We start from the raw sequence: 25,769 nt of genomic DNA, 5'->3' as shown, positions 1-25,769 counted from the left end.
TATAATAAAAGACAGAAGTGAACAGGAGGTACGAAATGAAAATCAATGGTAAATCGCTGGCAATCAGTATCGGACTGCTTGCTGTACTGGCGATTGTACTGCTTGTGGAATCCTCGATCTTTATCAGCGGACCATCCCGTAAATATGAAGAGAAAATTAATGAACAGATGAGTGCCATCCGGGATACGTATAAGGAAATAAAAAACCTGCGGCGTGATGCCTTCTATTACATCACCTATGTGGGGGAGGATGCGGACAATTATGTCTGGTTTAATGATAAAGGCAAGGCAATCGTATCCAGAAAAAAGGATACAGAGCAGACGGAAAAGGTAAGGCAGGAAGTGCAGAAGCGCTATGGCGCAAAGGAAATACAGGTTGCACTGGGGTATGGATATGATAATCCGGTGTATGTTGTGGAATGCTCTGCCGGAGAGATTCTGCTGGATTATGATAGTCTGAAGGAAGTGTATTATCTGAAAAAGGGAGAAGCATAATATGGAAAAGTGGTGGAATGAGCGTTGTATCAACCGCAGAGACTGGATTTTGGATCATTTGAAGGAGCTGAGTCTTACCATTGAGGAAACCATGGTGGTTTTAATGATCGATTTTATGAATGAGCATCAGATTCCAATCACACATGGTATACTGGCAGATAAGCTGAAAAAGGATTCCGATGAAATTGATGATATCCTTTCTCATTTAAGTGCCAAGGGCTATCTGGCTCTGCAGTTCCAAAATGGGAAAATCCTGTTTAATATCGATGGTGTATTTGCGGATAACAGTGAAAAAAGTCTGGCGTTTGATCAGTCTTTATTCGATCTGTTTGAATCGGAGTTCGGCAGACCGCTGTCACAGATGGAGCTGCAGCGTATGGCTGACTGGCTTAAAGACTATGAGCAGAAGCTGATCTGCTATGCGCTGCGGGAAGCGCTGACCTACGATCATAAAAGCTTTGATTACATAGAGCGTATTCTGGTGGAATGGAAAAACCGCGGTATGACAGCGGAGAAATACGAAGGGGGAGAGCGCTGATGACAACGGATGAAATTCTGGATATTCTGGAAGAAATGTTTCCGGATGCCCATTGTGAGCTGGAGCATAGAAACGCTTTTGAATTGCTGGTAGCTGTTGTTCTGTCAGCGCAGACGACGGATGCGGCAGTGAATAAAGTAACGCCTGCATTGTTTGAAGCCTTCAGTACGCCGCAGGCGATGGCGGAAGCAGACATACACGATATTGAGGATAAGATTCGCAGAATCGGTTTGTACCGCAACAAGGCGCGTTCCATTCAAAACCTCAGCAGGTCGCTGCTGGAATCCTTTGACGGGGTAGTGCCGGAAAGCATGAAGGAGCTGACCTCGCTGGCAGGTGTTGGCCGTAAGACCGCCAATGTCGTTCGCAGTGTCTGCTTTGATATTCCGAGTATCGCGGTGGATACGCATGTAGAGCGCATTTCCAAGCGACTGGGGCTTGCTAAGGTGCAGGATAGTGTGGAGGTCGTAGAACAGAAGCTAAAGCGTAAGCTGAAGCGGGAACGCTGGAACCGGGCGCATCATCTCTTCATCTTCTTCGGACGATACTTCTGTACGGCACGAAATCCGAAATGTGAGGAATGTCCGTTTAAGGAGTTTTGTAAAAAGGATAAGCTGGAAGCATATCGAGCCTCCAAAAAGGCATAAAACGATCCATAGCGGGTCGTTTTTTTTGTTTATACAGATCGAAGCTCAATTCAATATGAATATCGAATTGCCTGCTGCAATCTTTGTAGGCAGGTTAACGAGCTGCAAAAAATTCTAGAGCATCGCTGTACGGTATATCTTTATGCAAAGAGGGTATGAGGTACGTAGTACGCATGCTTGTATGCGAAAGGATGAAAAAAAGGATGATGCAAGGGAGAATCATCCTTTCCTGATTTTTATTGTGCAGGCTTTAAAACCTCTGTCAGAGCAGCGTTTACCTTCGCTGTCTGTTCATCGATTTGTGCCTGTGTGGCATTTGCATCACCATATACCGTTTTTGCGGTGTTCAAGATACTTTCAAAGCTCAGAATACTTTCTACCGTATAGGAGTTGCGGTTAATGGCATTTCCTTTGTTGATAGCTTCATTTAATGCATCCCGGCTGATCACCGGCTTCTGTACCAGCGTGTTGATGGCATTGTTCACGGCAGAGGTTTGTGCATCAATTTGCGCCTGTGTGGATTTTTTATTGTCATATACAGATTTTGCGCTGTTTACGGCTGCGTTTAATGCGTTGATGCTCTCTGGTGTATACAGAGAGGTATTGATGCCTGCAGCCTTTGTAAGGGCAGCATTCAGGTTGCTCTTATTTGCGCTGGATACCAGAGCGTTCATTGCCGCCTGCAAATCCGCCTTCGCTTTATCAATATCCTCCTGTGGAGCCATATCATCCTTTAGAATTTTTTCTGCAGCTGCAATTGCCGCCTGCAGCTTGCTGTAGGTTTCCGCCGTATAATCGGAGGATTTCATACCCTTGGCAGAGCTTACTGCAGATTTCAATGCCTTATTGTTTGTTTTGGAGTTTGCTATTGTTAATGGATTGTTCTGCTTGGCACTTGCCAGCCATTCAGATTTGATCATCCCGCCGCCATAGCTGCTAATGCCGCCTGGACTGGATATCATATGCTCATTTCCGGTTGCGATGCTGTCCAGCATATATTTGTTGATCCAGCCCGGAATATTGGCATTCAGAATATCCTCGCTGATATATGTAGGCTTGCCTTCGATCCCGCTGTCAAAGCCGCTCCACGTAGCGATGGTGTATTCGCTTGTGTAATTGATCATCCATTCATCCTTCATAGGACCGCCATACTTCCAGGCATCATCCGCCCAGTCACTCGTTCCGGTCTTTCCATATACCGGATAGGCACCAAAGCCTAATTGACTCATTAAATTCATTCCACTATCTTTCCCAAAGATTGCCCGATAAAGCAAATCGCTGGTCATGTAGGCAGCCTGTGGAGATAGCGGCTGATGTGTTTGAACCTTGGCCTTGATGGTTTTATCTTCGTTCTTGTATACGATTTTCCGTACCAGGTGCGCCTCATTATAGGTGCCGCCATTCGCTAGTGTCGCATAAGCCGCTGCCATTTCGGTCGGGGAGGCCATCATACCGGAAGCGCCTATGGAATACTGAATATCCATATTTTTTGCGACATTTGGATCAAAGCCCATTTTCTTGGCATAGCTGATCATTTCATCATAGCCAACGCGATTTAACAGGGCGTCAAAGGTTTGTACAGCAGGGGTGTTCAGGGACTGTGCAATCGCACGCTCCATGGATACTTTACCATTGTATGTTCCATATGCATTTACAACATTCCAGTTACCGAAGCTGATCGCCTTGTCCACAAATACACGGGAGGTACAGTAGCCAATCTTATCAAAGGATGGAGCATAATCAAAAATCGGTTTAATACTGGAACCAGGCTGATGCGGCTCACGGAATCGGAAATGCACCTGACCGTCTGCGGATTTGATGTCGGTTCTGCCTGCACTCACCGCGATGACTTCACCGTTTTTGTTATTCAGGACAGTAAAGCCGATTTGATAATACTTGTTATCGGTCAAGCCGACAACTTTTCCGCTGGATGCCTTGTTTGCGGCTTTTTGTGCATTGATGTCCAATGCGGTGTATACCTTCATTGGCGTTGTAGCCGGATCGACCCCGTATTTATCGATAATTTCATCCGCTGCAGCACGCACGTAGTCCTTATAGGGATCCAGCTCAGCAGCATCCGGCTCTCCAGCAATCTGGAACGCCAGCTTTGTTGCTTTTGCCAGCTTGTATTCGGTCTTTGTTATGTAGCCGTGATTCAGCATTTGATACAGCGTTTCATCCCGCCGCTTCATAGCCTGCTGATAGTAATTGTCACCGTCGATGATGCCGTTGTAGGGATTGTTGCTGTTTGGTGCATTGATAACACCGGCGAGGAAAGCACTTTCCGACAGGTTCAGATCCTCTACATTTTTGCCAAAGTAATATTGTGCACCTTTTTGGATTCCACGGGTATGCTGACCGAAGTTGATCTGATTCAGATATCTGGTCATGATATCTTCCTTGCTCAATTCATCGTCCAGACACATGCTCAGATAAATTTCCTGAATTTTGCGTTCGATTTTTTCCTTGGTGCTGAAATATTTTCCTTCCTGCTGCATCTTATCTTCCACCGGCTTCATGATGAAATTGTCAACCGTCTGCATGGTCAGCGTAGAGCCTCCCTGCGAAAGATCTCCAGATTTCATATTATTGAATGCACTGGAGATAAAGCGGGGAAGGTCAAAGCCGTTATGAGAATAAAAACGGGAATCCTCAATCGCCAGAAAGGCATCTATTGTAGATTGCGGAACCTGTTCATAGGTGATGTTTTCACGGCTTTCTTCTCCCAGCTCTCCGATGATTGTCTTACCGTCACTTGCATAGAATACAGACGGCTCATCACTTTTCATCTTTTCTACCATGCCATCCGGATCAGCCTTATGTGCGATATGGTAAAGCAGATAAGCACCTGTCCCGCTGCCAAGCAAGGTAACTGTCAGAAACGCGATGATAATGCCATTGACGATTTTACGCCCTCTGCTTAGCTTACCTTTGTCTTTCTTAGGCTTCTTTTTTCGATTGGCAGAGCCAGCTACAACAGCTTCCTCACTGACAGGTGCGTCCTCATTTCGGTTGTCCGTTTCAACGGCTTCTAGTGAAACAGGCTCCTGCTCAGCTTGCTCTGCTGAGGTCTCAGCTTCCAAAGCGGTGTCTTCTGGACGCTCTTCGGAAGTATCTTCTGCAGGGATAGCTTCCTCATTCCGACTGTCTGAATCAACAGCTTCTGCCAAAGCAGGCTCCTGCACAGTTTGCTCTGCGGAAGCCTCAGCTTCTGAAACGGCGTCTTCCAGACTCCCTTCGGAAGTGCCTTCTGCAGGTGTAGCTTTCTCAGAAATGGGTGTATCTGCGGCTGTGATTTCCTCGGTGTCATAAGCAGACGGCGTCCCTTCTGCACCAGCTTCTGTCTTTGCAGCTGCAGCATCGGATACTGCGGTTGCGACTGACTCCTCGCGCAGGGTATCCGCGGTTTCTGTCTTTTCTTCTTCCGCAGTATTTTCTGTGGCGCCAGCTTCCGTATCAGCCTCGGCATCCGCTTTTTCTGTATCCTGTGCAGGTTCGGCTTCCAATGCTGTATCTTCCGGTATGGCTTCCTTTATAGCTTCTTTATCCTGTGAAGCTACTGTATCAGCTTCCGTGGAACCCTCCGTTTTCACGGAAGCCTGTGAATCCATGTCATCTGTTGTTTCTAAGGTGTCCTTTGCTTCTGGTTGCTGCGGTGATGCATTCACATCAACCGTTTCCTCGTTTGGATTTTGTTCCATATGATTTTTCCTCCTTGAAGTACAGGGCATCGACGTTATCAAGATAACATAATCTCGGTGTCAGACCCATACGGATAAGGGAACCTACTTCCTTCACTTTCATGTAAGATATTGATTTGCGTTCTCCCTCATAGTACATGTCAATCAGTATAGCGGCATCAATCAGATAGGTTTCTTCAAAGCAGGTAAAACGGATAATGAAAAAACCGATTCCTCCATGCTGTATCACCTTTTTTAAATGCTCAATCTGATGCGGATGTATGCTTTTGAAGGGGAACGAGGTTTTCTGTCTTGTTTCCTTGGCTTCAAAATCGATTGCTCTTCCACGATAGATACCGTTGTAATCTGTTGTACTTGGTGTTTTATAATAGGCTTCCGTAATTTTGGCGGCACTGCGCTCAGGGTAATCGACCTTGACAACCTGTATCGGTGTCGGCTTCTTATGTATCAATGCACGATCACAGCTGCAGTAATATGCATTGGAATCATTCAAATCATTCTCCAATGACATCCCTCGTCCCATGTGGTTATCCTGGGCTTTAACAGCTGGTGTCGGCATCGCTTTTCTATTTGGATATCCTATCACATTTATCACCTTTTTCTATTATATACAAATTTCCTTCTTATTTCTACTTTTGAGGGCAATGTTGTTGGAAAATTTTACTTTTATAAAGGTGAAGAATAAAAGACAGGATCATAAATTGATCCTGTCCTGCTTTATGGTGCTGGTGTTTGATTATTCTGGTTATTTTGGTTGTTCTGCGTGTTTTGCGAATTGTCCGGAGCCGGTGTTGTTCCGTTGCCGTTGTTCGTATCGCCTCCGGTATCTGCCGGCGGTGTGGTTTGCACAGGGGAGCTGATACAGTTCTGTACAGCCGTGTTGATGGCAGCAGCTGCCGCATCAATCTGTTCCTGTGTGCTGTCCTTATTTGCGAGCACACTGTTTCCGCTGCTGATCGCACTTTGCAAAGCCGCAACCTTATCGCTTTGATATTTGGTGGTATCCACATAGCCCTGTGCACTGTTCAGGGCCGAGCTTAATGCCGAGGTGTCCGTTTTCGGTGTTTCCTCTTTCTTCACAAGTCCCTGCATGGCGGCTTCCAATGCACTTCGTGCCGCATCGATTTCCTCCTGCGTTGCCGCAGAGTTCGCCATCACTTTTCGTGCGGCATCCAGAGCTTCCTTCAGCTTGGCATAGCTTTCTGCCGTATAATCATCGGCATTCATGCCTGCAGCGCTGGATATTGCCGCTTCCAGCTTGCTGTGAGTGATGTTTGCATTTTGTTCCGTCATCGGGTTGTTCTTAGCTGCGGAGGAGAGCCATTCTGTCTTGATCAGACCACCACCATAGGAGCTGATGCCATCCGGCTGCTGAATACGTACAGCGTTGGAGCTGATGGTATCCAGCATGGATTTGTTGATCCAGCCGGGGATATTGGCGTTGATCATATCCATCGTGAAATATGCGCCTTCCTTTGCGGCGTCAAAACCTGACCAGGTCGCGATTGTATATTCGCTCGTATAATTTATCATCCATTCATCCTTCATTGCAAGAACGGGAATACCATATGCCACACCCAAGTCAGCCCAGTCACTGGTACCTGTCTTACCATAGACAGGGTAGGCGCCAAAGCCCAGGGAACCCATCAGGTTTTCTCCCTTTGTTTTACCGTTTACTGCCTTGTACAGCAGATCACTCATCATATAAGCTGCCTGCTCCGACATGACGCGCGTTTTCTTTGGCTTGTTGTCGAAGGTTCTGGATTCATCCTTATATTCCACCTTTGTAACCATGTGCGGCTCAATATAATAGCCGCCATTAGCCAGCGCTGCATAGGCAGCTGCCATTTGTGTTGTGGAGCCCTTCATTTCCGAACCACCGATGGAATACTGAAGACTGAAGGCATCGGCAACCTTATCACTGAAACCTAAATTCTTTAAATACTGTATCATCGCATCCTGTCCTTCACTCTCCAAAAGAGCCTGCAGGGATTGTACAGCTATCGTGTTCAGGGATTTGGATACGGCACGCTCTAAACTGACCTTTCCATAGAAATTGCCATCGGAGTTCTGTACGGACCATCCCGTGATATTCAACGGCTTATCCTCCATGACACGGGAGGTAGCCCATCCCAGCTTGTCGAAGGTTGGTGCATAATCCAGTAAGGGCTTGATTGTGGAGCCGACACTCTTCGGTTCTGTATACCGATTCAAATAGGTCTTGGATTCCACGTCACTTCGTCCGCCGGAAACGGCAACAATTTCTCCGGTCTGATTGTTTAATACGGTAAATCCGATTTGGAAATTGCTGTCCGAGAAAAATTCGACAGACTTTCCACTGGACAATTCATTTGCCTGATCCTGCGCATTGATATTCAGTGAGGTATAAATTTTCATTGGAACAAGGGCAGGATCCTCTCCGGTAAGTGCCTGTACCTCCTTCGCAGCCTCATAGACATAATCGTAATATTTATCGGAGCCGGCGGATGATTTCTTCTTTTCTCCGGTCAGCTGAAATGCCAGCTTGGTGCTTTTTGCCAGCTTGTATTCCGTTTCTGTAATATAGCCGTGCTTCAGCATCAGATTCAGGGTTTCATCTCTACGCTCGCTCGCATACTGATAAAAATTATCACCGGTGCTCTTATCATAGCCGCGGTATGGGTTATAGCTGTTCGGGGCATTGATGACACCGGCCAGAAAAGCACTCTCCGCCAGATTTAATTCCTCTACGTTCTTGCCGAAATAATACTCCGCACCCTTTTGAATACCGCGGGCACTGTCGCCGAAATTGATTTCATTCAGATACTTCGTGATGATTTCTTCCTTGGACAGGTCCTTTTCCAGACTCATACTCATGTAAATTTCCTGTACCTTACGATTAACCTTTTCCAGAGAAGAGTACGCCTTGCCTTCTTTTTCGGCCTTTTCCTCCTCCGGCTTCATGATGAAATTGTCGATGGTCTGCATGGTCAGGGTGGAACCACCCTGCGCAAAGCTTCCGGACTTTACATTGAATAAAGCACTGGAAATAAAGCGGGGAAGGTCGAATCCGTTATGGGAAAAATAACGGGAATCCTCGATTGCCAGAAAGGCATCGATCGTTGACTGGGGAATTTGCTTATAGGTGACATTTTCCCGGCTGACACCGCCCCATTCATAAATTTTCGTGCCGTCTGCCGCATAAAATGTCGATGGCTCGCGATTGACGATTTTATCCGCCAGATCATCCGTATCCACAGAGCCGACAATCGTGCTCAGCATGAAGAATACGGAAACCCCTCCGACCAGTACCAGTGCCAGAAAAACGATGACGATGCTGCGGAATATCCTTCCACCACCCTGGCTTGACTTCTTGCGGCCTGCCTTTGGCTGTTGCTTTTTATCCATATGATGTTTCCTCCTTGTCGTATCGAATGCACACGATCGGTGTGTCTGATATTTAAAGTTATGATTGTGTCATTTGCACATCCTATATCATAATCTACTATAAACAATTTTACAAACGATTTCCACCGCTTTAAGAAAATCGTTTGAATTTTCACATAGAAATCCCATCGTCCCATGTTTCCATAGTGTGCCTGCAGCAACCTTATAATAATATACAGGTTTGTCGAAACGTAGGAAAGTGTGCGTTTGTGCAATTTTCCCTTGCTTTTTTCTGGAAATTCTGAGAAACTATGTAAGTGGAAGGTGAAATTCATGGAAAAAAGATTCAAGCTAAAAGTGGAAGATGTATTGAATAAACAGTTTAATATAGATTTCAAGGGATATTCATCCGTAGAAGTGGATGAGTTTCTGGATCTTGTCATCAATGATTATCAGGAATACGATGCCATGATTGAGAATCTGGGGGAGCGTCTGCAGGAATATGAAAAGCAGGTTGCTGCCATGAAGGCGAAAATCATCGAGCTCGAAGGGAAACAGGGAGCTGTTCAGGAGGAAAGCACTGCTACAAACGGCAATGTGGACATTCTGAAGCGTCTGACCCGTCTGGAAAACGCGGTGTTTGCCAGTAAAAAATAAACTGCTTCTTCTGCGGCAGTCGCTGGCCCGTACGGTCAGAGGAAAGTCCATGCTCGCACATTCTGTGATGAATGTAGTGTTTGTGCTGGATGAAACGATAAATCCAGGCAGCGTAAGCTGACGGCTGGAGAAGGCCTGTGGTGAAAGCTATGGCGGACTCCTTTAAAAGTGCCACAGAGACGAGCTTTTCGGGAAACCGGAAAGATGGAACGGGTAAACCCCGCAAGCGAGAAACCCAAATTTGGTAGGGGAATCTAATCACGGCAAAACGAAGCCAGTGATCGGAACGTGGAAACACGTAGATAAATGGCTGCCACTTTCGTAAGAAAGTACAGAACATGGCTTATGCAGTGGAAGCAATCAGCGAAGGCGCGTCCTTCGCTTTTTCATTTCTTTCCATGCAGAGAAAGCCGGCTTACAGAAGCCTTGGTAAGCGAGAGGGGAGCGAAGGCGGATGACATCCGGTTCACTCCAGCTGTTAGCTGCATTCCGGTATGAAAATGAGGGATTTATGGGATAAAAAAGTGAAAGACGAATTTTGTGAACGTTTCATTTACATAAAAGAATTTGACTGATATAATAATAGAGATTATAAAATCTGTTCATACTGATATGTGACAAGTTAAGATAAATAAAGAGGTGCTCTATGGAAGAAATCGGTAGACTGTTAAAAGAGAAAAGATTAGAGCTGGGGCTGACCATCGAAGAAGTGAGCGATCAGACACGCCTGACTCAGAAACATATAAAAGCGCTGGAGGAAGGAGACATCGGCTTTTTTCATGATGATCTGTCTTATCTGCGCTTCTTTGTGAAATCCTATTGCGATGTACTGGGACTGGATTTTGAGGACATCAAGGATGAACTGCGGAAGGACGTTAATGATTATACGATGACCTTTACTACGTCGGCGCAGATCAATCACGAGGAAATTGAGAAGAATATCGCGAAGTCGGAAAAGCTGAGCAAGGTTTCCACAGCGAATGTCAAAACGCGGCAGAAGCGACGGTTTCGCAAGCCGGATATGTCCCTGGTATCCCTGATTGCCATTGTGGCAGTCGTGGCAATCGTTATTATGTTTGCGTTTGTTGTATTTCTGAAATCGGATGCCGGAAAGGGAAAAACGGCGAATAATGCACAGCCGACTGCACCGGAGCAGACGGAAAACGGTACAAACAAGTATCCAAGCAGCGACGAAAAAGATAAGGAAGAGGAGCAGCAGAAGGAAGAGGAAAAGGAAATCAGTATTTCCAAAACCGATGCTACACATTACACCATTGAAAATCTGAAGGACGGGGATGAGCTGAAATTTGAAGTTACCTTTGCAGGAAGCTCCTCCGGATTCAGTGCCAGCGTTGATGGGGATGTCCTTAAGGACCCCAAAGCTCAGATTTATGAATATAATTCCACAGCCAAAGGAAATATTAAAGTGAAAAAGGGTATGAAGCTGGAGCTTTATGTCGGCTACATGTATAATACACAGTTAAAGATCAATGACAAGAATGTAAAGCTGGATGATTCCATTGTGAATTCTAGTGAAACAGTTACAATAGTGTTTGAGATTGTGGGTGACAGCAATGAATCTTCCAAATAAGCTGTCGATGTTTCGCATCCTACTGGTTCCGATTATCGCCTGCATCTATCTGTTTACAGATTTACCGGAAGCCTTCGGTGCTGATGTGAACGGCGCGCATATTGCCGTCAGCATGACGGCGCTGCTTGTGCTGGTTTTGTTTGCGATAGCAAGCTTTACCGACTATTTGGACGGACATATCGCAAGAAAGCACAATCTGATTACCTCCTTTGGGAAGTTTATTGATCCGATTGCGGATAAGCTGCTGGTGAATACGATGTTCATCCTGTTTGCGGTGGACGGTGTGGTGCCTGCGGTATTTGTGCTGATCATGATATGGCGGGATATGATTGTGGATGGACTGCGCATGAATGCCAGTGCTAAGGGCAAGGTGGTAGCTGCCGGTATGATGGGTAAGGCGAAAACAGTGCTGCAGATGTTTGCCATCATCTTTCTGCTGTTGAACAACCTGCCATTTGCGTTTGTATCACTTCCTGTTGCCGATATTCTGTTTTATGCGGCAGTGGCGGTGTCTGCGGCAAGCGGCGTGCAGTATTTCCTGAAGCTGAAGGATATCGTCATGGAGACGATGTAAATATGAAAGCATTGATCGAACGCCTGAAAAAGGACAAGCTGACCATTGGCAGCTGTGAGAGTCTGACGGCTGGTCTGTTCGCAAGTTCAATAGCAGAAGTCAGTGGTGCTTCTGCTGTTTTAAAAGGCGGTATTGTCACATACTGGACAGAATGCAAGGTCAACGTCGTGCACGTGCGTGAAGAAATTGTAAGGGAATACGGGGTCGTCAGTGCTCCCTGTGCAAAAGAGATGGCAGAAAAGGCGAGAGTGCTGCTGGATGTCGATCTGTGCGTATCCTTTACCGGTAATGCGGGGCCGGATGCCATGGAGGGAAAGCCTGCCGGTCTGGTTTATTGTGCGATTGCAGATCAGCATCGCTGTGAGGTCTATGAATTTCATCTTGCGATGGAACGCAACGCATTGAGAAAAACAATTGTAGAGGAAATGGGGAAGCAGGTCATTCGCTTTCTGGATGCTACTGAGTCCCTGAAAATAGACGAATAAAAGGAGAGACGAATGGAAAAAGAGAAAAAGTCCCAGGATAAGGACGCAAAGAAAAAGGATTTGCTGGATGATACATTAAAGCAGATTGAAAAACAGTTTGGAAAAGGCTCCATTATGAAGCTTGGAGATCGTGCTTCTGTGGAGATTGATGCAATATCCTCCGGATCCATCAAGGTGGATGAGGCATTGGGAATCGGCGGATACCCGAAGGGGCGAATCGTGGAAATTTATGGTCCGGAGTCAAGCGGTAAGACAACACTGGCTCTGCATGCCATTGCAGAGGTACAGAAAAAGGGCGGACGCGCAGCCTTTATCGATGCGGAAAATGCCATTGATCCTACCTACGCCAAGAATCTGGGAGTCAATATCGATGATTTGATTCTTTCCCAGCCGGATAGCGGAGAGCAGGCGCTGGATATAACAGAAATGCTGATCAAGAGCGGGGCAATCGATCTGGTTGTTGTCGATTCCGTTGCGGCGCTGGTACCGCAGGCGGAGCTGGACGGTGAGATGGGGGATGCGAATGTCGGCCTGCAGGCTCGTATGATGTCCAAGGCCATGCGGAAGCTGAGCGGTATTATGAACCGCAGTGAATGTACGGCAATCTTTATAAATCAGCTGCGAGAAAAGGTCGGTATCATGTTTGGAAATCCGGAAACGACACCGGGGGGAAGAGCACTGAAATTCTACTCCTCTGTACGTCTGGATATTCGACGCAGTGAGGCTATCAAGAACGGTACGGATATCATCGGGAATAAAGTGAACGTCAAGGTTGTAAAGAATAAGGTTGCACCTCCGTTTAAGGTTGCGCAGATTGAAATCATGTATGGGGAGGGAATCTCCTATGTGGCAGAGCTGCTGGATCTTTGTGTGGATCACGATATCGTTATGAAAAGCGGAGCATGGTTCTCCTATAACGGCGAGAAAATCGGACAGGGCAAGGAAGCTGCCAAGACCTTTATTAAGAGCAATCCTGCACTGATGGAGGAGCTCGGTGCAAAGCTGCGAGAGAAAACCGCACCGCAGAAAGCGGAAGCAGGTGAGGAGAAAAAGGAGGAAGCATAGGCTTCTTCTTTTTATGTAAATATGGAAACACTTACATAAATTCACGCATTTTTGTGAAAAGTGCGCTTTTTTGTTGAGAAAAATGTGAAAATTATGTACAATATAATACAGAGAGAAAACTCTCTGAGAAAGACGAATGGAGGAATTGTGGTATGGATAATCCACTTATCATCTTTTTGTCTGTGTTGACAGGTCTTGTCATTGGTGTGGTAATCATGGTGATTATCTCCAAGGCGGGTTTAAATAAAGATCAGCAAAAGGCATCCATGCTGTTGAAGGAAGCGGAAACAAAAGCCGATTCCATGGTAAAACAGGCAGTGCTGGATGGTCGTACACAAGCTCATGAATTAAAGATTGCGGCTGAGAAGGAAATTAAGGAACGCAAGCAGGAAGTGACCGATATGGAAAACAAACTGCTGCGCAGAGAAGACAACCTGAATTTCCGTGATGAAACATTGACCAGCAAAGAAAAGCAGATCGATGTGAAGAGTGCGCAGTTAGCTGACAAAATGGCAATGCTAGATAAAAAAGATAAAGAATTACAGGAAAAAATTGATGTGCAGGTAGAAGAACTGGAGCGTGTTGCTTCTTTGACGACTGCCGAAGCAAGAGAAGAATTGATGGCCATCACAGAAAAGCGTATGGAAAAAGAAACGATGGCGTATATCAAAGAAAAGGAAGAGGAAGCGAAGTCCATTGCGGATGAGAAGGCACGCAATATCGTTGCTCTCAGCATTCAGCGGATTTCCTCCGATGAGGCGGTAGATCGTACCGTATCTGTCGTATCCTTGCCAAGTGAGGAAATGAAGGGCAGAATCATCGGACGTGAAGGAAGAAATATCAAGGCGATCGAACAGGCAACCGGTGTTGATCTGATCATTGATGATACTCCGGAAACGATTACCGTTTCCTGCTTTGATCCGATTCGCAGAGAGGTCGCAAGACTGGCTCTGGAGCATCTGATCAAGGACGGACGTATTCAGCCTGGACGCATTGAAGAGGTTGTACACAAAATCAAGAAGGAAATGGATACCAATATCATGAAAACCGGTGAAGATACTGTCTTCAAGCTGGGAATCGGCAGAATCGATCGTGAAATCATTCGTCTGATCGGACGTTTGAAGTATCGTTTCTCTTATGGACAAAATGCACTGCAGCACAGTATGGAGGTTGCTCACCTTACCGGAATGATGGCGGCAGAGCTGGGCTTGAACCAGCAGCTGGCGAAGCGTGCAGGTCTTCTGCATGATATTGGAAAGGCACTGGACTTTGAAGTCGAGGGCAGTCATATTGAGCTGGGCTACAAATTCTGTAAAAAGCATGGAGAGCGTGAGGTTGTCTTAAATGCCATCCAGTCACATCATGGGGAAGTGGAACCGCAGTTCTTGATTTCCAATCTGGTCATTGCAGCGGATACGATTTCCGCAGCCCGTCCGGGTGCGCGCTATGAAGCCCTGCAGAATTACATCAACCGTCTGGAGGAGCTTGAAAAAATCACAAAATCCTTTGATGGTGTAGACAGTGCCTATGCGATTCAGGCAGGACGTGAGGTTCGCGTAATGGCTGTACCGGAGAAGATGGATGATCTGGGATGCCATAAGCTGGCACGTGATATCAAGGATAAGATCGAAGCGGAGCTTACATATCCGGGACAGATCAAGGTGACAGTGATTCGTGAAACCAGAGCCTGCGAACTGGCGAAATAACATGAATATTCTGTTTCTTGGAGATATTGTCGGCTCTGTTGGAAGAGAGTGTGTGCGGGAGCAGCTGCCGCGGCTGAAGGAGCAATATGAGATTGATCTGGTTGTCGCCAATGCCGAAAATTCGGCACATGGGAAGGGCATTACCAGAAAGATTTATCATCAGCTCCTTGCTATGGGGATTGACGTATGTACCATGGGAAATCATACCTTCTCGAAAAATGATGTTTATCAGTTCATCGAGGAAGCGGACCGCATGGTGCGCCCGGCGAATATGGAGCCGTTGGAATACGGTCAGCATACACTTGTCGTAAGAGTCAACGGAATGCGCGTTGCCATCACCAATCTATGCGGTGAGGTCTGGATGAACAATGTTGTGGATTCCCCGTTCTTCTGCATGGAGGATATCCTGAATGACATTGATGCGGATATTTATCTGGTTGATCTGCATGCGGAAACGACCAGTGAAAAAATCGCCTTTACCTATCAGTTTGCCGGAAGAGTGCAGGCGGTTGTGGGAACCCATACGCATGTTCAGACGGCGGATGAGCGTTTGGTATATGGAACAGCGGCAATCACCGATTTGGGAATGTGCGGTGCGTATACCAGTGTGCTGGGACGCGATGTGCAGGAAATCCTGACACGCTTTACAACCGATGAGAAAACGAAGTTTAAAATAGCGGATGGTCCGGGGATTCTGTGTGGGGCTGTGGTTCGTATTGATGAAACCATAAGAAAGGCAGTTCACATAGAACGCATCCAGATTCGTCCCGAACAGACAGAATGTTAAAGCCGTGAGTTTCACGGCTTTTTTCTTACCTTTGGCATAGGATTTGACTGTGAAGGATGAAGAAAAATTCACATCTTTTTCATAGTGAAAAGCTTGCACTGCGACGGGTATATGGTATAATAGAGGAGGTTGTAAAGGAGGAATAAACAATGGCAGTTAAAGTAGATGTAGATACTTGCATCGGTTGTGGTGCATGTGTAGGTGTTTGCCCAGTTGGTGCTCTGAGCATGAACGATGAGGGTAAATCCGTATGTGATGAAGGAACTTGTATTGACTGTGGATCATGCGTAAGCGCTTGTCCAGTTTCTGCAATCTCTCAGTAAACCAAGCCAATTAGCTTGGTTTTTTTAAGTAAGTCAGCCATTGAAAATGGTTTATGATAGATAGGAGTTTGAATATGAAAAAACAACCGGGATGGGCGCTTCCAAACCTGAAGGACGCTCAGATAAGAACTACAAAGGAAGCTGTCATTGAGAAATCGCTGTTTCAGATACCGGAGCAGATTCGATTGCTGGGACAGGGAAAGAAATATTATCTGCGCACGTATGGCTGTCAGGCAAATGAGCGAGACAGTGAAACACTGGCCGGTATTCTGGAGGAGATGAATTTCACTGCGGTGGAGCATCCCGAGGATGCGGATTTGATTTTGATGAATACCTGTGCTATCCGGAAAAATGCAGAGGACAAGGTACTGGGGGAAATCGGCTCCCTGAAGCGTTTGAAGCGTAAAAATCCGGATCTGCTGTTTGGGCTGTGCGGCTGTATGGCACAGGAGGAGGACGTTGTCGCGAAGCTGCTGGAAACATATCGTCATGTGAATCTGATATTTGGAACGCACAATATTCATCGTCTTCCGGAGCTGTTATACGACGTCATGGTGAATGGAAAACGCAGTGTTGAGGTGCTTTCCAAAGAGGGGGATGTGATCGAAAATCTGCCGGTTCGCCGCTTTGGCAAGCACAAGGCATGGGTAAACATCATGTACGGGTGCGATAAGTTCTGTACCTACTGCATTGTGCCATATACCAGGGGGAAGGAGCGTTCCCGTATGATGGAGGATATTCTGGAGGAGGTTCGCATTCTGAAAGCGGAGGGCTTTAAGGAAATCACGCTGCTTGGTCAGAATGTAAATTCCTATGGAAAGGATTTGCATATGGAAGGCGGCTTTGCAAGATTGCTGGAGGAAACGGCAAAGATCGGGATTGAACGCATCCGCTTCACGACGAGTCATCCATGGGATTTTACAGATGAAATGATAGATGTGATTGCACGCTATGAAAACATCATGCCGTTTATTCATCTGCCGGTACAGAGCGGGGACAGCGATATCCTGAAAATCATGGGAAGACGCTATACCAGAGAACAATATCTGACGTTATTCCACAAGATTAAGGAGCGGATTCCATGTTGTGCAATCTCTACGGATATCATTGTCGGATTCCCGAATGAGACAGAAGAACAGTTTCAAAACACGTTGTCACTGGTGGATGAATGCCGGTTTGATAATGCCTTTACCTTTATCTATTCACCGAGAGAGGGAACACCGGCGGCATCCATGGCGGATAATGTTGCGCTAACGGTTAAGCAGCGTCGTCTGCAGGAGCTGAATGAGCGCTGGAACCTGTATGCCCGAGAAAAGAACGAGGCATATCTGGGAACTGTCGTTAAGGTGCTGGTAGATGGCGCGAGCAAGAAGAATCCGGATGTGTTCAGCGGGTATACGGAAACCAATAAGCTGGTGAATTTCAAGCGGACAACTGCACAGAGCGGGGATATCGTTTCGGTGAAAATCACAGCCTGCAAAACATTTTCACTGGACGGGGAACAGATATAAAAGTGAGAAATCACTTTTTTTCTTGTCAAAATATGATAAAATAGGTCGTATGGGCGTAATTTTCTTATGAGAAGGGCATATTTTTGTTTTTTTTCATGGAACTAATGGTATAATAGGAATAGTTTATCATGGGGTTCAATATTCCTTATTGCATAGAAATACGATCATCATAATAACAATAAAAAACGGAGGTATTTAGATTATGGATCAAGTACGCATTTTTGCGCTTGGCGGACTTGACGAAAACGGAAAGAACATGTACGTTGTCGAAGTCAATGAAGCCATATTTATTATTGAAGCCGGATTGAAGTATCCGGAATCGGATCAGCTGGGAGTGGAATTCATCATACCGGATTTCTCTTATCTGATTCAAAACAAGGACCGAGTCAAAGGGATTTTTATCACGCATGCGCATGATGATGTCGTAGCGGCCCTGCCATATCTGCTGAAGCAGATCAATGTTCCGGTGTATACTGGAAATCTGACGGCAAACATCATTCATGATATGCTGAAAAAGGAAGGCATTAAGAATGTTAAGATTCACCGTATGAAACGTGCAAGCAAGCAGACGATTGGCGGAGTGAAGGTTCGCACCTTCCCAATGACGCATGCCTTTCCGGATAATTTCGGACTGGCTATCGCAACGGATCAGGGCTATATCGTTTATACCGGTGAGTTCATCATAGACTACGATATGCTGCAGCAGGAATATCTGTGTGATCTGAATGAGCTGAGCGATATCGGAAAGCGCGGTGTGCTTTGTCTGCTTTCGGAATCACAATCCGCAGACCGCATCGGGCATACGGCACCAAAGCATCGCATCACCAATCTGATTGAGCCGATCTTTGAAGCGAGTCACAGCCGTATCCTCATCTCGTCATATTCGCAAAGCCTGTTTCGCATTATCGAAATTATCGAGCTGGCAAAGAAGTATAACCGCAGGATTTTCTTCCATGATAAGGGGATGCGCGAGCTCCTCCATCAGCTGGAGCTGGTGAAGTATTATCAGGTACCTAGAGAAATGGAAGTAAAGGAAAAGGAATTCCGTGATGATATGGAGGATGTTGTTGTTCTGATTACTGGTAACGGAAAAAATCTGTTCCGTACGATGTCCAATATCGCCAACCATGAGGATAAGTTTGTGAGCTTCCGCAAAACGGATACGATCATTGTCGCATCACCGATTGTCAGTGGTACGGAGCTGGATGCGAACAGCATGGAAAATGAAATATACAAAGAAGGCGGCAGAATTTTTACGCTGGATTCCAAGACGGTGCTGTCCATGCATCCAAGCAGTGAGGATTTGAAGATGATGCTGTATCTGTTCCAGCCGAAATATTATATTCCGGTCAAGGGAGAATACCGTCACCTGTTTGTGAATGCCAATCTGGCAAGCAAGATGGGCTATTCTCCGGACCGTATCCTGATTCTGGAAAACGGACAGGTTGCCAAATTTGAAGAGAAAATTTTAAAGAGTGTCGCAGAGCATCTCGAGCTGGAGGATACGCTGATTGACGGAAAAGAGAACTGGGATGTCACCGGAGTCGTGTTGAAGGATCGTGAGGTGCTGTCCACGGATGGTGTCATGATTATCGGTGTCGGTGTCAGTCATAAGACAAAGGAAGTTATCAACGGACCGGACGTGCAGACACGTGGTCTGATCTACCTGAAGGATGCGGATTACATCATCAAGGAGGTCGGCAATATCATGGAGAAATGCATTGAAACAGCAGTCAAGGAAAAACGCTATGACAATCTGACTGTGCGTGGAGAGGCCCGTGAGAAAATAAGCAAGTATCTTTCAAAGGAAACCGGTAAACGACCGATGGTGCTTCCAGTTATTCTGGAAATCAATATTTAGGACGATAAAAGAAGGGGATAGGAGGCGCTTATGGCGAAATCGAAAACAAGAAAATCGCAGAAACAGAAGCAGATGGTAGAAAATGAAGTCCTTGTCTACATTTATTCTCTTGTCCTGATTACCTTGTCGATTATCGGAGGTTTGCAGATTGGCTTTATCGGAGAACTGACGACGAGCATTATCAAATATGTGTTTGGAAATCTGTATGGGGTAATCTATGGTGTGATCATCGTGCTCTGTGTCATGATGATGCTGAAGAAATCCGTACGGGATGTCCCGATGAAATACCTGATCGGCATCGGTGTGCTGTTGTGTGCCTGGATTATTGCCGCCAGCATTCCGCAGAACGAAACGCTGAAGGGGATGGATATCCTGTCACGTTATCTGCAGGATTCCATGCTGATCTTTCGAGGGGAAATTGCAGCCAAGGGAGGCCTGATTGGTGCCTTCCTGGTTTCTTTATGTACGTTTCTTTTTGATTACAAGGGAACATGGATCATTGTCATCGCCCTGCTGATACTGGCATTGATTCTGCTGCTGAGCGGGTCTGGGGTTGCAAAGCTGAAGACAGGTGCAGCTTCTCTGGCAGCGCCGTTTGTATCCATGCGTAAGAACCATGCGGCAAAGGGGAATGCCCGAAGGGAACGCAAGCAGCAGGAGAAAAAGGTGAAGAAAGAGCAGGAGGCGGAGCCGGAGGAAGCCAAAAGCATGTTCGGCAAGATCAATATCGATGAGCGTGTGCGCCCCGGACAGGTGTCGTTTCTGGATGTGGATGATGATTTTGATATGCAAAGTGATGGAAGAAGCACTGCATTTCTGGCGGATAAAAAGCATGCACTGGAAGAGGAATCGGATGTGCTCGATCAGCAGGCGTTTAAGGAAGTGGAAAACAAGCGGATCATTGAGGATACCATCGGTGGTGAGGACACCTTTGTTTCCAGCTTTCAGGAGGATTGGAGCAAGTATAAGCTGCCACGTTTAACGCTGTTGAAGGATGCCGGCAAAAAAAGCCGTTCTACAGCGAATGTGAGTGCGGCAAACGATGCCGGACGGCAGCTGATTGAAATTCTGGATCAGTTTGGCGTCAAGGCTACTCTTGTCGCTACCCATATCGGGCCTGCTGTTACAAAATTTGAAGTCAAGCCGGATCTCGGTGTCCGGGTCAATAAAATCAGCAATCTTCAATATGATATCAAAATGGCACTTGCTGCCAAGGATATTCGCATCGAGGCACCGATTCCCGGAAAATCGGCAGTCGGTATCGAAATTCCGAATGTAGAAAAAACAAGCGTCAGCATGAAAGAACTGATGAAAAATATTCCGGATAAGCTTGCACAGAGTAAGATGCTGTTTGCCCTTGGTAAGGATTTGATGGGAAACTGTGTCTATGGCGAATTGAACCGCATGCCGCATTTATTGATTGCCGGTGCGACAGGTAGTGGAAAGTCGGTCTGTGTCAATTCCATTATCACCTCCATTTTGATGCGCGCCAGACCGGATGAGGTCAAGCTGTTGCTGGTCGATCCGAAGAAGGTGGAGTTCACACCGTATAAGGAGATACCGCATCTGCTGGGACCGGTGATCACGGATGGGGATGAGGCAAACCGCGCATTGAAGGTCATTGTCACAATGATGGACAACCGCTATGAGCTGTTCTCGATGGCCGGAGTACGCAATATCGCCGGCTATAATGCCTACATAGAAGCACATCCGGAAGAGGGGCTGCGTCCGCTTCCATGGATTGTAGTCATCATCGACGAGCTGGCGGATCTGATGCTGGTAGCTGCCAAAGAGGTAGAAGCAAGCATTCAGCGTATCACCCAGCTGGCTCGTGCTGCGGGCATTCATCTCATCGTTGCGACGCAGCGCCCGAGTGTGGATGTTATCACCGGGATCATCAAGGCGAATATTCCATCCCGTATCGCATTTGCGGTCAGCAGTGCTGTGGATTCCCGTACCATACTGGATCAGATGGGGGCGGAAAAGCTTTTGGGATATGGCGATATGCTGTATGTTCCGGTCGGTGAAACTGTGGCAACCCGTGTGCAGGGTGTGTTTGTCAGCGATGATGAGGTTGCGGATATCTGTGAATTTGTATCCCGTCAGGGAAAACCGAAATTCGACGACGCCTTTGTACGGCTGGAGCTGCTGGATGGCGGTGTAGGGCCGACGAGCAGTGAGACCGGTGACCCATTATATGATGAGGTAAAGGAATTTATTATCACGACACGCAAGGCAAGTACATCCCTGATTCAGCGTAAATTCAGTATCGGCTATGCCCGTGCTGCCCGCTTGATCGATACGCTGGAGGATAATGGCATCATCGGTCCTGCAAGAGGCAGTAAGCCGCGCGAAGTGTATGCGAAGAGTGAGCTAGCAGAGGAAGAATAAGAGCGGTTGCATAATGTAACCGTTTTTATTTTTGCCAAAATCCAGCAAAAATGCGATTATTCCATTTACAAACGCATAGAAAAACGCTAAAATAAATATGTAATGAAGAAGCTTCATACAATAAGGAGGAAATGCAAAAATGAAAAAGTTTTTATGCGTTGCCGCATCGTTGCTGATGGCAGCATCTCTGACTGCCTGCGGAAGCAAGGATGAAGGGAAGAAGGATGACGGGAAAGCATCTAAATCCAAGGCTGATGTTGTCATGATTACCGATGTTGGTACCATTGATGACAAATCATTCAATCAGGGTACCTGGGAAGGTGTCAAAGCCTATGGTGAAGAAACCGGTAAAAAAGTAGAATACATCAAACCGGCAGAAAAATCAGACAATGCCTACAAGGAAGCAATCGATCAGGCGGTTAACGATTACGGAGCTAAAGTTATCGTAACGCCAGGCTACCTGTTTGAACCATCGATCTATGAAAAACAGGATACATATCCGGATGTCAAATTCATTCTGATTGACGGCTATCCAAATGACGGCGCTCAGGAAAACGCAAAATTCAAAACTGCAAAGAATACCGTAGGTATCAAGTATTCTGAAAACGAAGCTGGCTATATGGCTGGTTACGCTATCGTTAAGGAAGGCAAGACAAAGCTTGGCTTCATGGGTGGAATCGCTGTTCCTGCAGTTGTAAACTTCGGTTACGGCTTTGTACAGGGAGCACAGGACGCTGCTAAGGAAATGGGCGTTGAAATCGAAATGAAATACAAATATACCGGAACCTTTAACCCAAGTGCTGAAATTCAGTCCGAGGCAGCTTCCTGGTATAAGAATGGTACACAAGTAATCTTCTCCTGCGGTGGTGGAATCGGAAACTCCGTTATGGCTGCTGCGGAAGCAAACAAGGGTCTTGTAATCGGTGTCGATGTTGACCAGTCCAACGAAAGCAGCACAGTTATCACTTCTGCTTACAAGCAGCTGGCTGTTTCTGTAACGAAGGAACTGAAGGCAATCGATGATGAAACCTTCCCAGGTGGAGAAAATATTGTTCTTGGTGCAAAAGACGACTCTGTAGGTCTGCCAATGAAGACCAGCAAATTTGAAAAATTCACACAGAAGGAATATGATGCACTGTATGCTAAAATCAAAGAAGGCAAAATCACCATCAAGACAAATGAAGACTTCAAGGATCCTACAAAGATCAAGGCTTCTAATGTAAAACTGGATTATATTAAATAAATAATCATACGCAGGACAAGGCTGTCTACAATCGTAGGCAGCTTTTCTCATTTTTTTCATCTTCCTGTTTGCGAACAGGTAGAAAAAAAGGTATAATAAAATAGGACAAAAGCTTGTAAAGGGTATAGTGAAATAATCGTACGCATAGATGCGGTATCAGTACAGATACTATTTTCACAATGCTCAACAGGCATATGATTGGAGTGAAACCATGGAATACATCATTGAAATGTGTAATATCACAAAAGAGTTCCCGGGCATTATTGCCAATGATGATATTACACTGCAGCTGAAAAAAGGAGAAATCCATGCTTTGCTGGGAGAAAACGGTGCCGGCAAATCCACCCTCATGAGCGTTCTGTTCGGTATGTATCAGCCGGAAAAGGGATGTATCAAAATGAATGGGGAGGTTGTCAGTATCAACAATCCCAATGACGCCAACCGCCTTGGCATCGGAATGGTGCATCAGCATTTTAAGCTGGTTCATAATTTCACAGTGCTGGAAAACATCATTCTGGGTGCAGAGGATGTAAAAAACGGCTTGCTGACGATGGTCGAAGCGAGAAAAAAGGTTGTCGATTTGAGTGAGAAGTATCATTTGAATGTCGATGTGGATGCCATCACCAGTGAGATTACCGTCGGTATGCAGCAGCGTGTGGAAATATTGAAAATGCTGTACCGTGACAACGAAATTCTGATTTTTGATGAGCCTACGGCGGTGCTGACACCGCAGGAAATCGATGAGCTGATGGGCATCATGAAGGATTTGACAAAGGAAGGCAAATCGATTCTGTTTATCACACATAAGCTGAATGAAATCAAGGCGGTTGCGGATCGCTGCAGCGTCCTGCGCAAGGGGAAATACATCGGAACCATTGACGTAAAGGATACGAGCAAGGAAGAAATGTCCGAGATGATGGTTGGCCGTAAGGTTAATTTCAACGTGGAGAAGAAGCCTGCACAGCCAAAGAATGTCATGCTGGATGTCCGTAATCTGAGTGTTGCCAAGAAGGGACATCAGGACGTTGTAAAAAACGTTAGCTTTCAGGTACACGAGGGAGAAATCGTCTGTGTTGCCGGAATTGATGGCAATGGACAGTCAGAGCTTGTATATGCCTTGAGTGGACTGATGGACGCTAAGGAGGGCAGCATTCGTCTTGGGGATATGGATATTACAAAGACAAGTATCCGCAAACGGAATCTGGCGGGACTTGGACATATTCCGGAGGACCGGCACCGCTATGGTCTGGTTCTGGATTATCCACTTTCCTTCAATATGGTGCTGAAGTCGTATTTCACAAAAAAATTCAGCAATCACGGCTTTTTGAAATTTGCGGATATCACAAGATATTCGGATCAGCTGATTGAAAAATACGATGTCCGCAGCGGACAGGGCAGTAAAACATCTGCCAGAAGTATGAGCGGTGGTAACCAGCAGAAGGCGATTATTGCCAGAGAAATCGAGAACGATCCAAAGCTGCTGCTGGCTGTTCAGCCGACCCGTGGTTTGGATGTCGGTGCGATTGAATACATACATTCCCAGCTGGTTAAGGAACGGGACGAGGGACGCGCAATCCTGCTGATATCCCTGGAGCTGGATGAAGTCATGAATCTTGCGGATCGCATCCTTGTTATGTATGAGGGTGAAATCGTTGCAGAGCTGAATCCGGAAACGACAACGATTCAGGAGCTTGGATTATATATGGCAGGATCAAAGAGAGGGGCAGAATATGAAAAAGCTATTACAGAGTGATGCATTCAAAAACTTCGGCTCTTCCGCTATCGCGATCCTGATTGGATTACTGATTGGAGCTGTTGTTATCTTTATTTCCAATTCCAGTGAAGCGCTGGATGGCCTTCGTACCCTGCTGGCTGGTCCGGTGGAGGACGGTGTACTGGGAATCGGACGTGTGCTGTATTATGCGGTGCCGATCATCATGACCGGTCTATCGGTTGGATTTGCATTTAAAACAGGATTGTTTAATATCGGAACACCGGGACAGTTTATCGTAGGTGCCTTTGCGGCTGTCTACATCGGTGTAAAATGGACCTTTCTGCCAGGCAGTATTCACTGGCTTGTAGCGATTCTCGGCGCCTTTGTGGCGGGCGGCCTGTGGGCGGTAATTCCGGGTGTCATGAAGGCTTATCTGAATGTGAATGAGGTTATTTCCTCTATTATGATGAATTATATTGGAATGTATCTGGTGAATTATTCCGTCAGTCTGGTGCTGTTCGACGCACTGCGCAATCAATCTCTGCCAGTCGCTTCCACAGCGGTCATACCGAAGATGGGATTCGATAAAATCTTTACCGGTTCCCCGGCAAACGGCGGCTTTGTCATTGCCATCCTGTTTGTCATCCTGATTTATATTGTATTGAATAAGACAAGCTTCGGCTATGAAATGAAGGCCTGCGGCTTCAATAAGGATGCAAGTAAATATGCCGGCATCAATGAAAAACGCAATATCATTCTTTCCATGGTGATTGCCGGTGCGCTTGCCGGTGTCGGCGGCGGCCTGCTGTATCTGAGTGGCTCCGGTAAATTCATCGAGGTCGTGGATGTTCTTCCTGCCGAGGGCTTCAACGGTATTCCGGTTGCCTTGCTTGGTCTTTCCAATCCGATCGGTGTTCTGTTTGCGGGATTGTTTATCGCTTATCTGAATGTCGGTGGAAATGCCATGCAGCAGTTTGGGTTCATACCGCAGATCGTCGATATTATCATTTCCTGCATCATCTACTGCTCCGCGCTGTCCCTGATGATTAAGGTGTGGCTGTCGAAGCGCAGGAAGACAAAAGAGCTGGGTACAGCGAAAAAGGAAGGTGAGTAAG

20 protein-coding genes and 1 other RNA gene are annotated in these 25,769 nt (G+C 46.3%); 18 read left to right on the top strand and 3 right to left on the bottom strand.

The window, feature by feature from the left end; translation table 11 throughout:
• Positions 1-35 precede the first annotated feature (35 nt).
• The 3 genes from NE665_RS01255 to nth are packed head-to-tail and all read left to right on the top strand — an operon-like array spanning position 36 to position 1,679.
• Complete coding sequence (locus NE665_RS01255) at positions 36-494, top strand: hypothetical protein (protein ID WP_117441481.1); 459 nt, start codon at positions 36-38, stop codon at positions 492-494.
• 1 nt (position 495) lies between these two features.
• Positions 496-1,032 (top strand): DnaD domain protein, encoded by a 537-nt coding sequence (locus NE665_RS01250; RefSeq protein WP_117441482.1) that lies wholly within the window; start codon positions 496-498, stop codon positions 1,030-1,032.
• On the top strand, positions 1,032-1,679 hold the full coding sequence (gene nth / locus NE665_RS01245) for an endonuclease III (protein ID WP_117441483.1): 648 nt from the start codon (positions 1,032-1,034) through the stop codon (positions 1,677-1,679). The genes NE665_RS01250 and nth overlap by 1 nt, the downstream gene beginning before the upstream one ends.
• Positions 1,680-1,915: 236 nt before the next feature.
• Here nth and NE665_RS01240 read toward each other — a convergent pair whose 3' ends face one another.
• From NE665_RS01240 to NE665_RS01230, 3 genes are all read right to left on the bottom strand, one after another.
• A complete protein-coding gene (locus NE665_RS01240; RefSeq protein WP_117441484.1) occupies positions 1,916-5,380 on the bottom strand; it encodes a transglycosylase domain-containing protein in 3,465 nt (1,154 codons plus the stop codon).
• Positions 5,349-5,966, bottom strand: a complete 618-nt coding sequence (gene recU / locus NE665_RS01235) for a Holliday junction resolvase RecU (protein WP_256302441.1) — start codon at positions 5,964-5,966, stop codon at positions 5,349-5,351. The genes NE665_RS01240 and recU overlap by 32 nt, the downstream gene beginning before the upstream one ends.
• 131 nt (positions 5,967-6,097) lie before the next feature.
• Positions 6,098-8,767: a transglycosylase domain-containing protein gene (locus tag NE665_RS01230; RefSeq protein ID WP_117441485.1), complete on the bottom strand. Its 2,670-nt coding sequence runs from the start codon at positions 8,765-8,767 to the stop codon at positions 6,098-6,100.
• A 312-nt stretch (positions 8,768-9,079) separates the two neighbouring features.
• Between NE665_RS01230 and NE665_RS01225 the strand changes: the two genes are divergently transcribed.
• The 15 genes from NE665_RS01225 to NE665_RS01155 all read left to right on the top strand — a co-directional run bounded on the left by NE665_RS01225 (position 9,080) and on the right by NE665_RS01155 (position 25,768).
• A complete protein-coding gene (locus tag NE665_RS01225; protein ID WP_117441486.1) occupies positions 9,080-9,403 on the top strand; it encodes a DivIVA domain-containing protein in 324 nt (107 codons plus the stop codon).
• A gap of 7 nt (positions 9,404-9,410) precedes the next feature.
• Positions 9,411-9,754, top strand: an RNA gene (gene rnpB / locus NE665_RS01220) — RNase P RNA component class B.
• A gap of 295 nt (positions 9,755-10,049) precedes the next feature.
• Entirely contained in the window at positions 10,050-10,994 is a 945-nt protein-coding gene (locus tag NE665_RS01215) for a helix-turn-helix domain-containing protein (protein WP_178759945.1), read from the top strand.
• Positions 10,978-11,568, top strand: a complete 591-nt coding sequence (gene pgsA, locus NE665_RS01210) for a CDP-diacylglycerol--glycerol-3-phosphate 3-phosphatidyltransferase (RefSeq protein ID WP_233104492.1) — start codon at positions 10,978-10,980, stop codon at positions 11,566-11,568. The genes NE665_RS01215 and pgsA overlap by 17 nt, the downstream gene beginning before the upstream one ends.
• A gap of 2 nt (positions 11,569-11,570) precedes the next feature.
• Complete coding sequence (locus NE665_RS01205) at positions 11,571-12,053, top strand: CinA family protein (protein ID WP_117441489.1); 483 nt, start codon at positions 11,571-11,573, stop codon at positions 12,051-12,053.
• A gap of 12 nt (positions 12,054-12,065) precedes the next feature.
• Entirely contained in the window at positions 12,066-13,118 is a 1,053-nt protein-coding gene (gene recA / locus NE665_RS01200) for a recombinase RecA (protein ID WP_117441490.1), read from the top strand.
• Between the two features lie 152 nt (positions 13,119-13,270).
• On the top strand, positions 13,271-14,824 hold the full coding sequence (gene rny / locus NE665_RS01195) for a ribonuclease Y (RefSeq protein WP_117441491.1): 1,554 nt from the start codon (positions 13,271-13,273) through the stop codon (positions 14,822-14,824).
• Positions 14,793-15,611 carry a TIGR00282 family metallophosphoesterase gene (locus tag NE665_RS01190; RefSeq protein ID WP_256302440.1) on the top strand — a complete coding sequence of 273 codons (819 nt, stop codon included), beginning with the start codon at positions 14,793-14,795 and terminating at the stop codon, positions 15,609-15,611. The genes rny and NE665_RS01190 overlap by 32 nt, the downstream gene beginning before the upstream one ends.
• A gap of 149 nt (positions 15,612-15,760) precedes the next feature.
• Positions 15,761-15,934, top strand: coding sequence for a 4Fe-4S binding protein (locus NE665_RS01185; RefSeq protein ID WP_009272164.1), 174 nt, complete (start codon positions 15,761-15,763; stop codon positions 15,932-15,934).
• A 74-nt stretch (positions 15,935-16,008) separates the two neighbouring features.
• On the top strand, positions 16,009-17,445 hold the full coding sequence (miaB, locus tag NE665_RS01180) for a tRNA (N6-isopentenyl adenosine(37)-C2)-methylthiotransferase MiaB (protein ID WP_117441493.1): 1,437 nt from the start codon (positions 16,009-16,011) through the stop codon (positions 17,443-17,445).
• A 202-nt stretch (positions 17,446-17,647) separates the two neighbouring features.
• Positions 17,648-19,306, top strand: coding sequence for a ribonuclease J (locus NE665_RS01175; RefSeq protein ID WP_117441494.1), 1,659 nt, complete (start codon positions 17,648-17,650; stop codon positions 19,304-19,306).
• 30 nt (positions 19,307-19,336) lie between these two features.
• The gene (locus NE665_RS01170) at positions 19,337-21,697 is read left to right on the top strand and encodes a DNA translocase FtsK (protein ID WP_117441495.1); all 2,361 of its coding nucleotides are present in this window, start codon (positions 19,337-19,339) and stop codon (positions 21,695-21,697) included.
• 139 nt (positions 21,698-21,836) lie between these two features.
• On the top strand, positions 21,837-22,940 hold the full coding sequence (locus NE665_RS01165) for a BMP family ABC transporter substrate-binding protein (protein WP_117441496.1): 1,104 nt from the start codon (positions 21,837-21,839) through the stop codon (positions 22,938-22,940).
• Between the two features lie 211 nt (positions 22,941-23,151).
• On the top strand, positions 23,152-24,693 hold the full coding sequence (locus tag NE665_RS01160) for an ABC transporter ATP-binding protein (protein ID WP_117441497.1): 1,542 nt from the start codon (positions 23,152-23,154) through the stop codon (positions 24,691-24,693).
• Positions 24,671-25,768, top strand: coding sequence for an ABC transporter permease (locus tag NE665_RS01155; RefSeq protein ID WP_117441498.1), 1,098 nt, complete (start codon positions 24,671-24,673; stop codon positions 25,766-25,768). The genes NE665_RS01160 and NE665_RS01155 overlap by 23 nt, the downstream gene beginning before the upstream one ends.
• Position 25,769 lies beyond the last annotated feature (1 nt).

Origin of the sequence: Clostridium sp. DFI.1.208 (genome assembly GCF_024463855.1) — a bacterium.
In the GTDB taxonomy this organism is placed as follows: domain Bacteria; phylum Bacillota_I; class Bacilli_A; order Erysipelotrichales; family Erysipelotrichaceae; genus Clostridium_AQ.
Note: the sequence above shows the minus strand (reverse complement) of the source record. Positions and strands in the feature narration are given on the sequence as shown.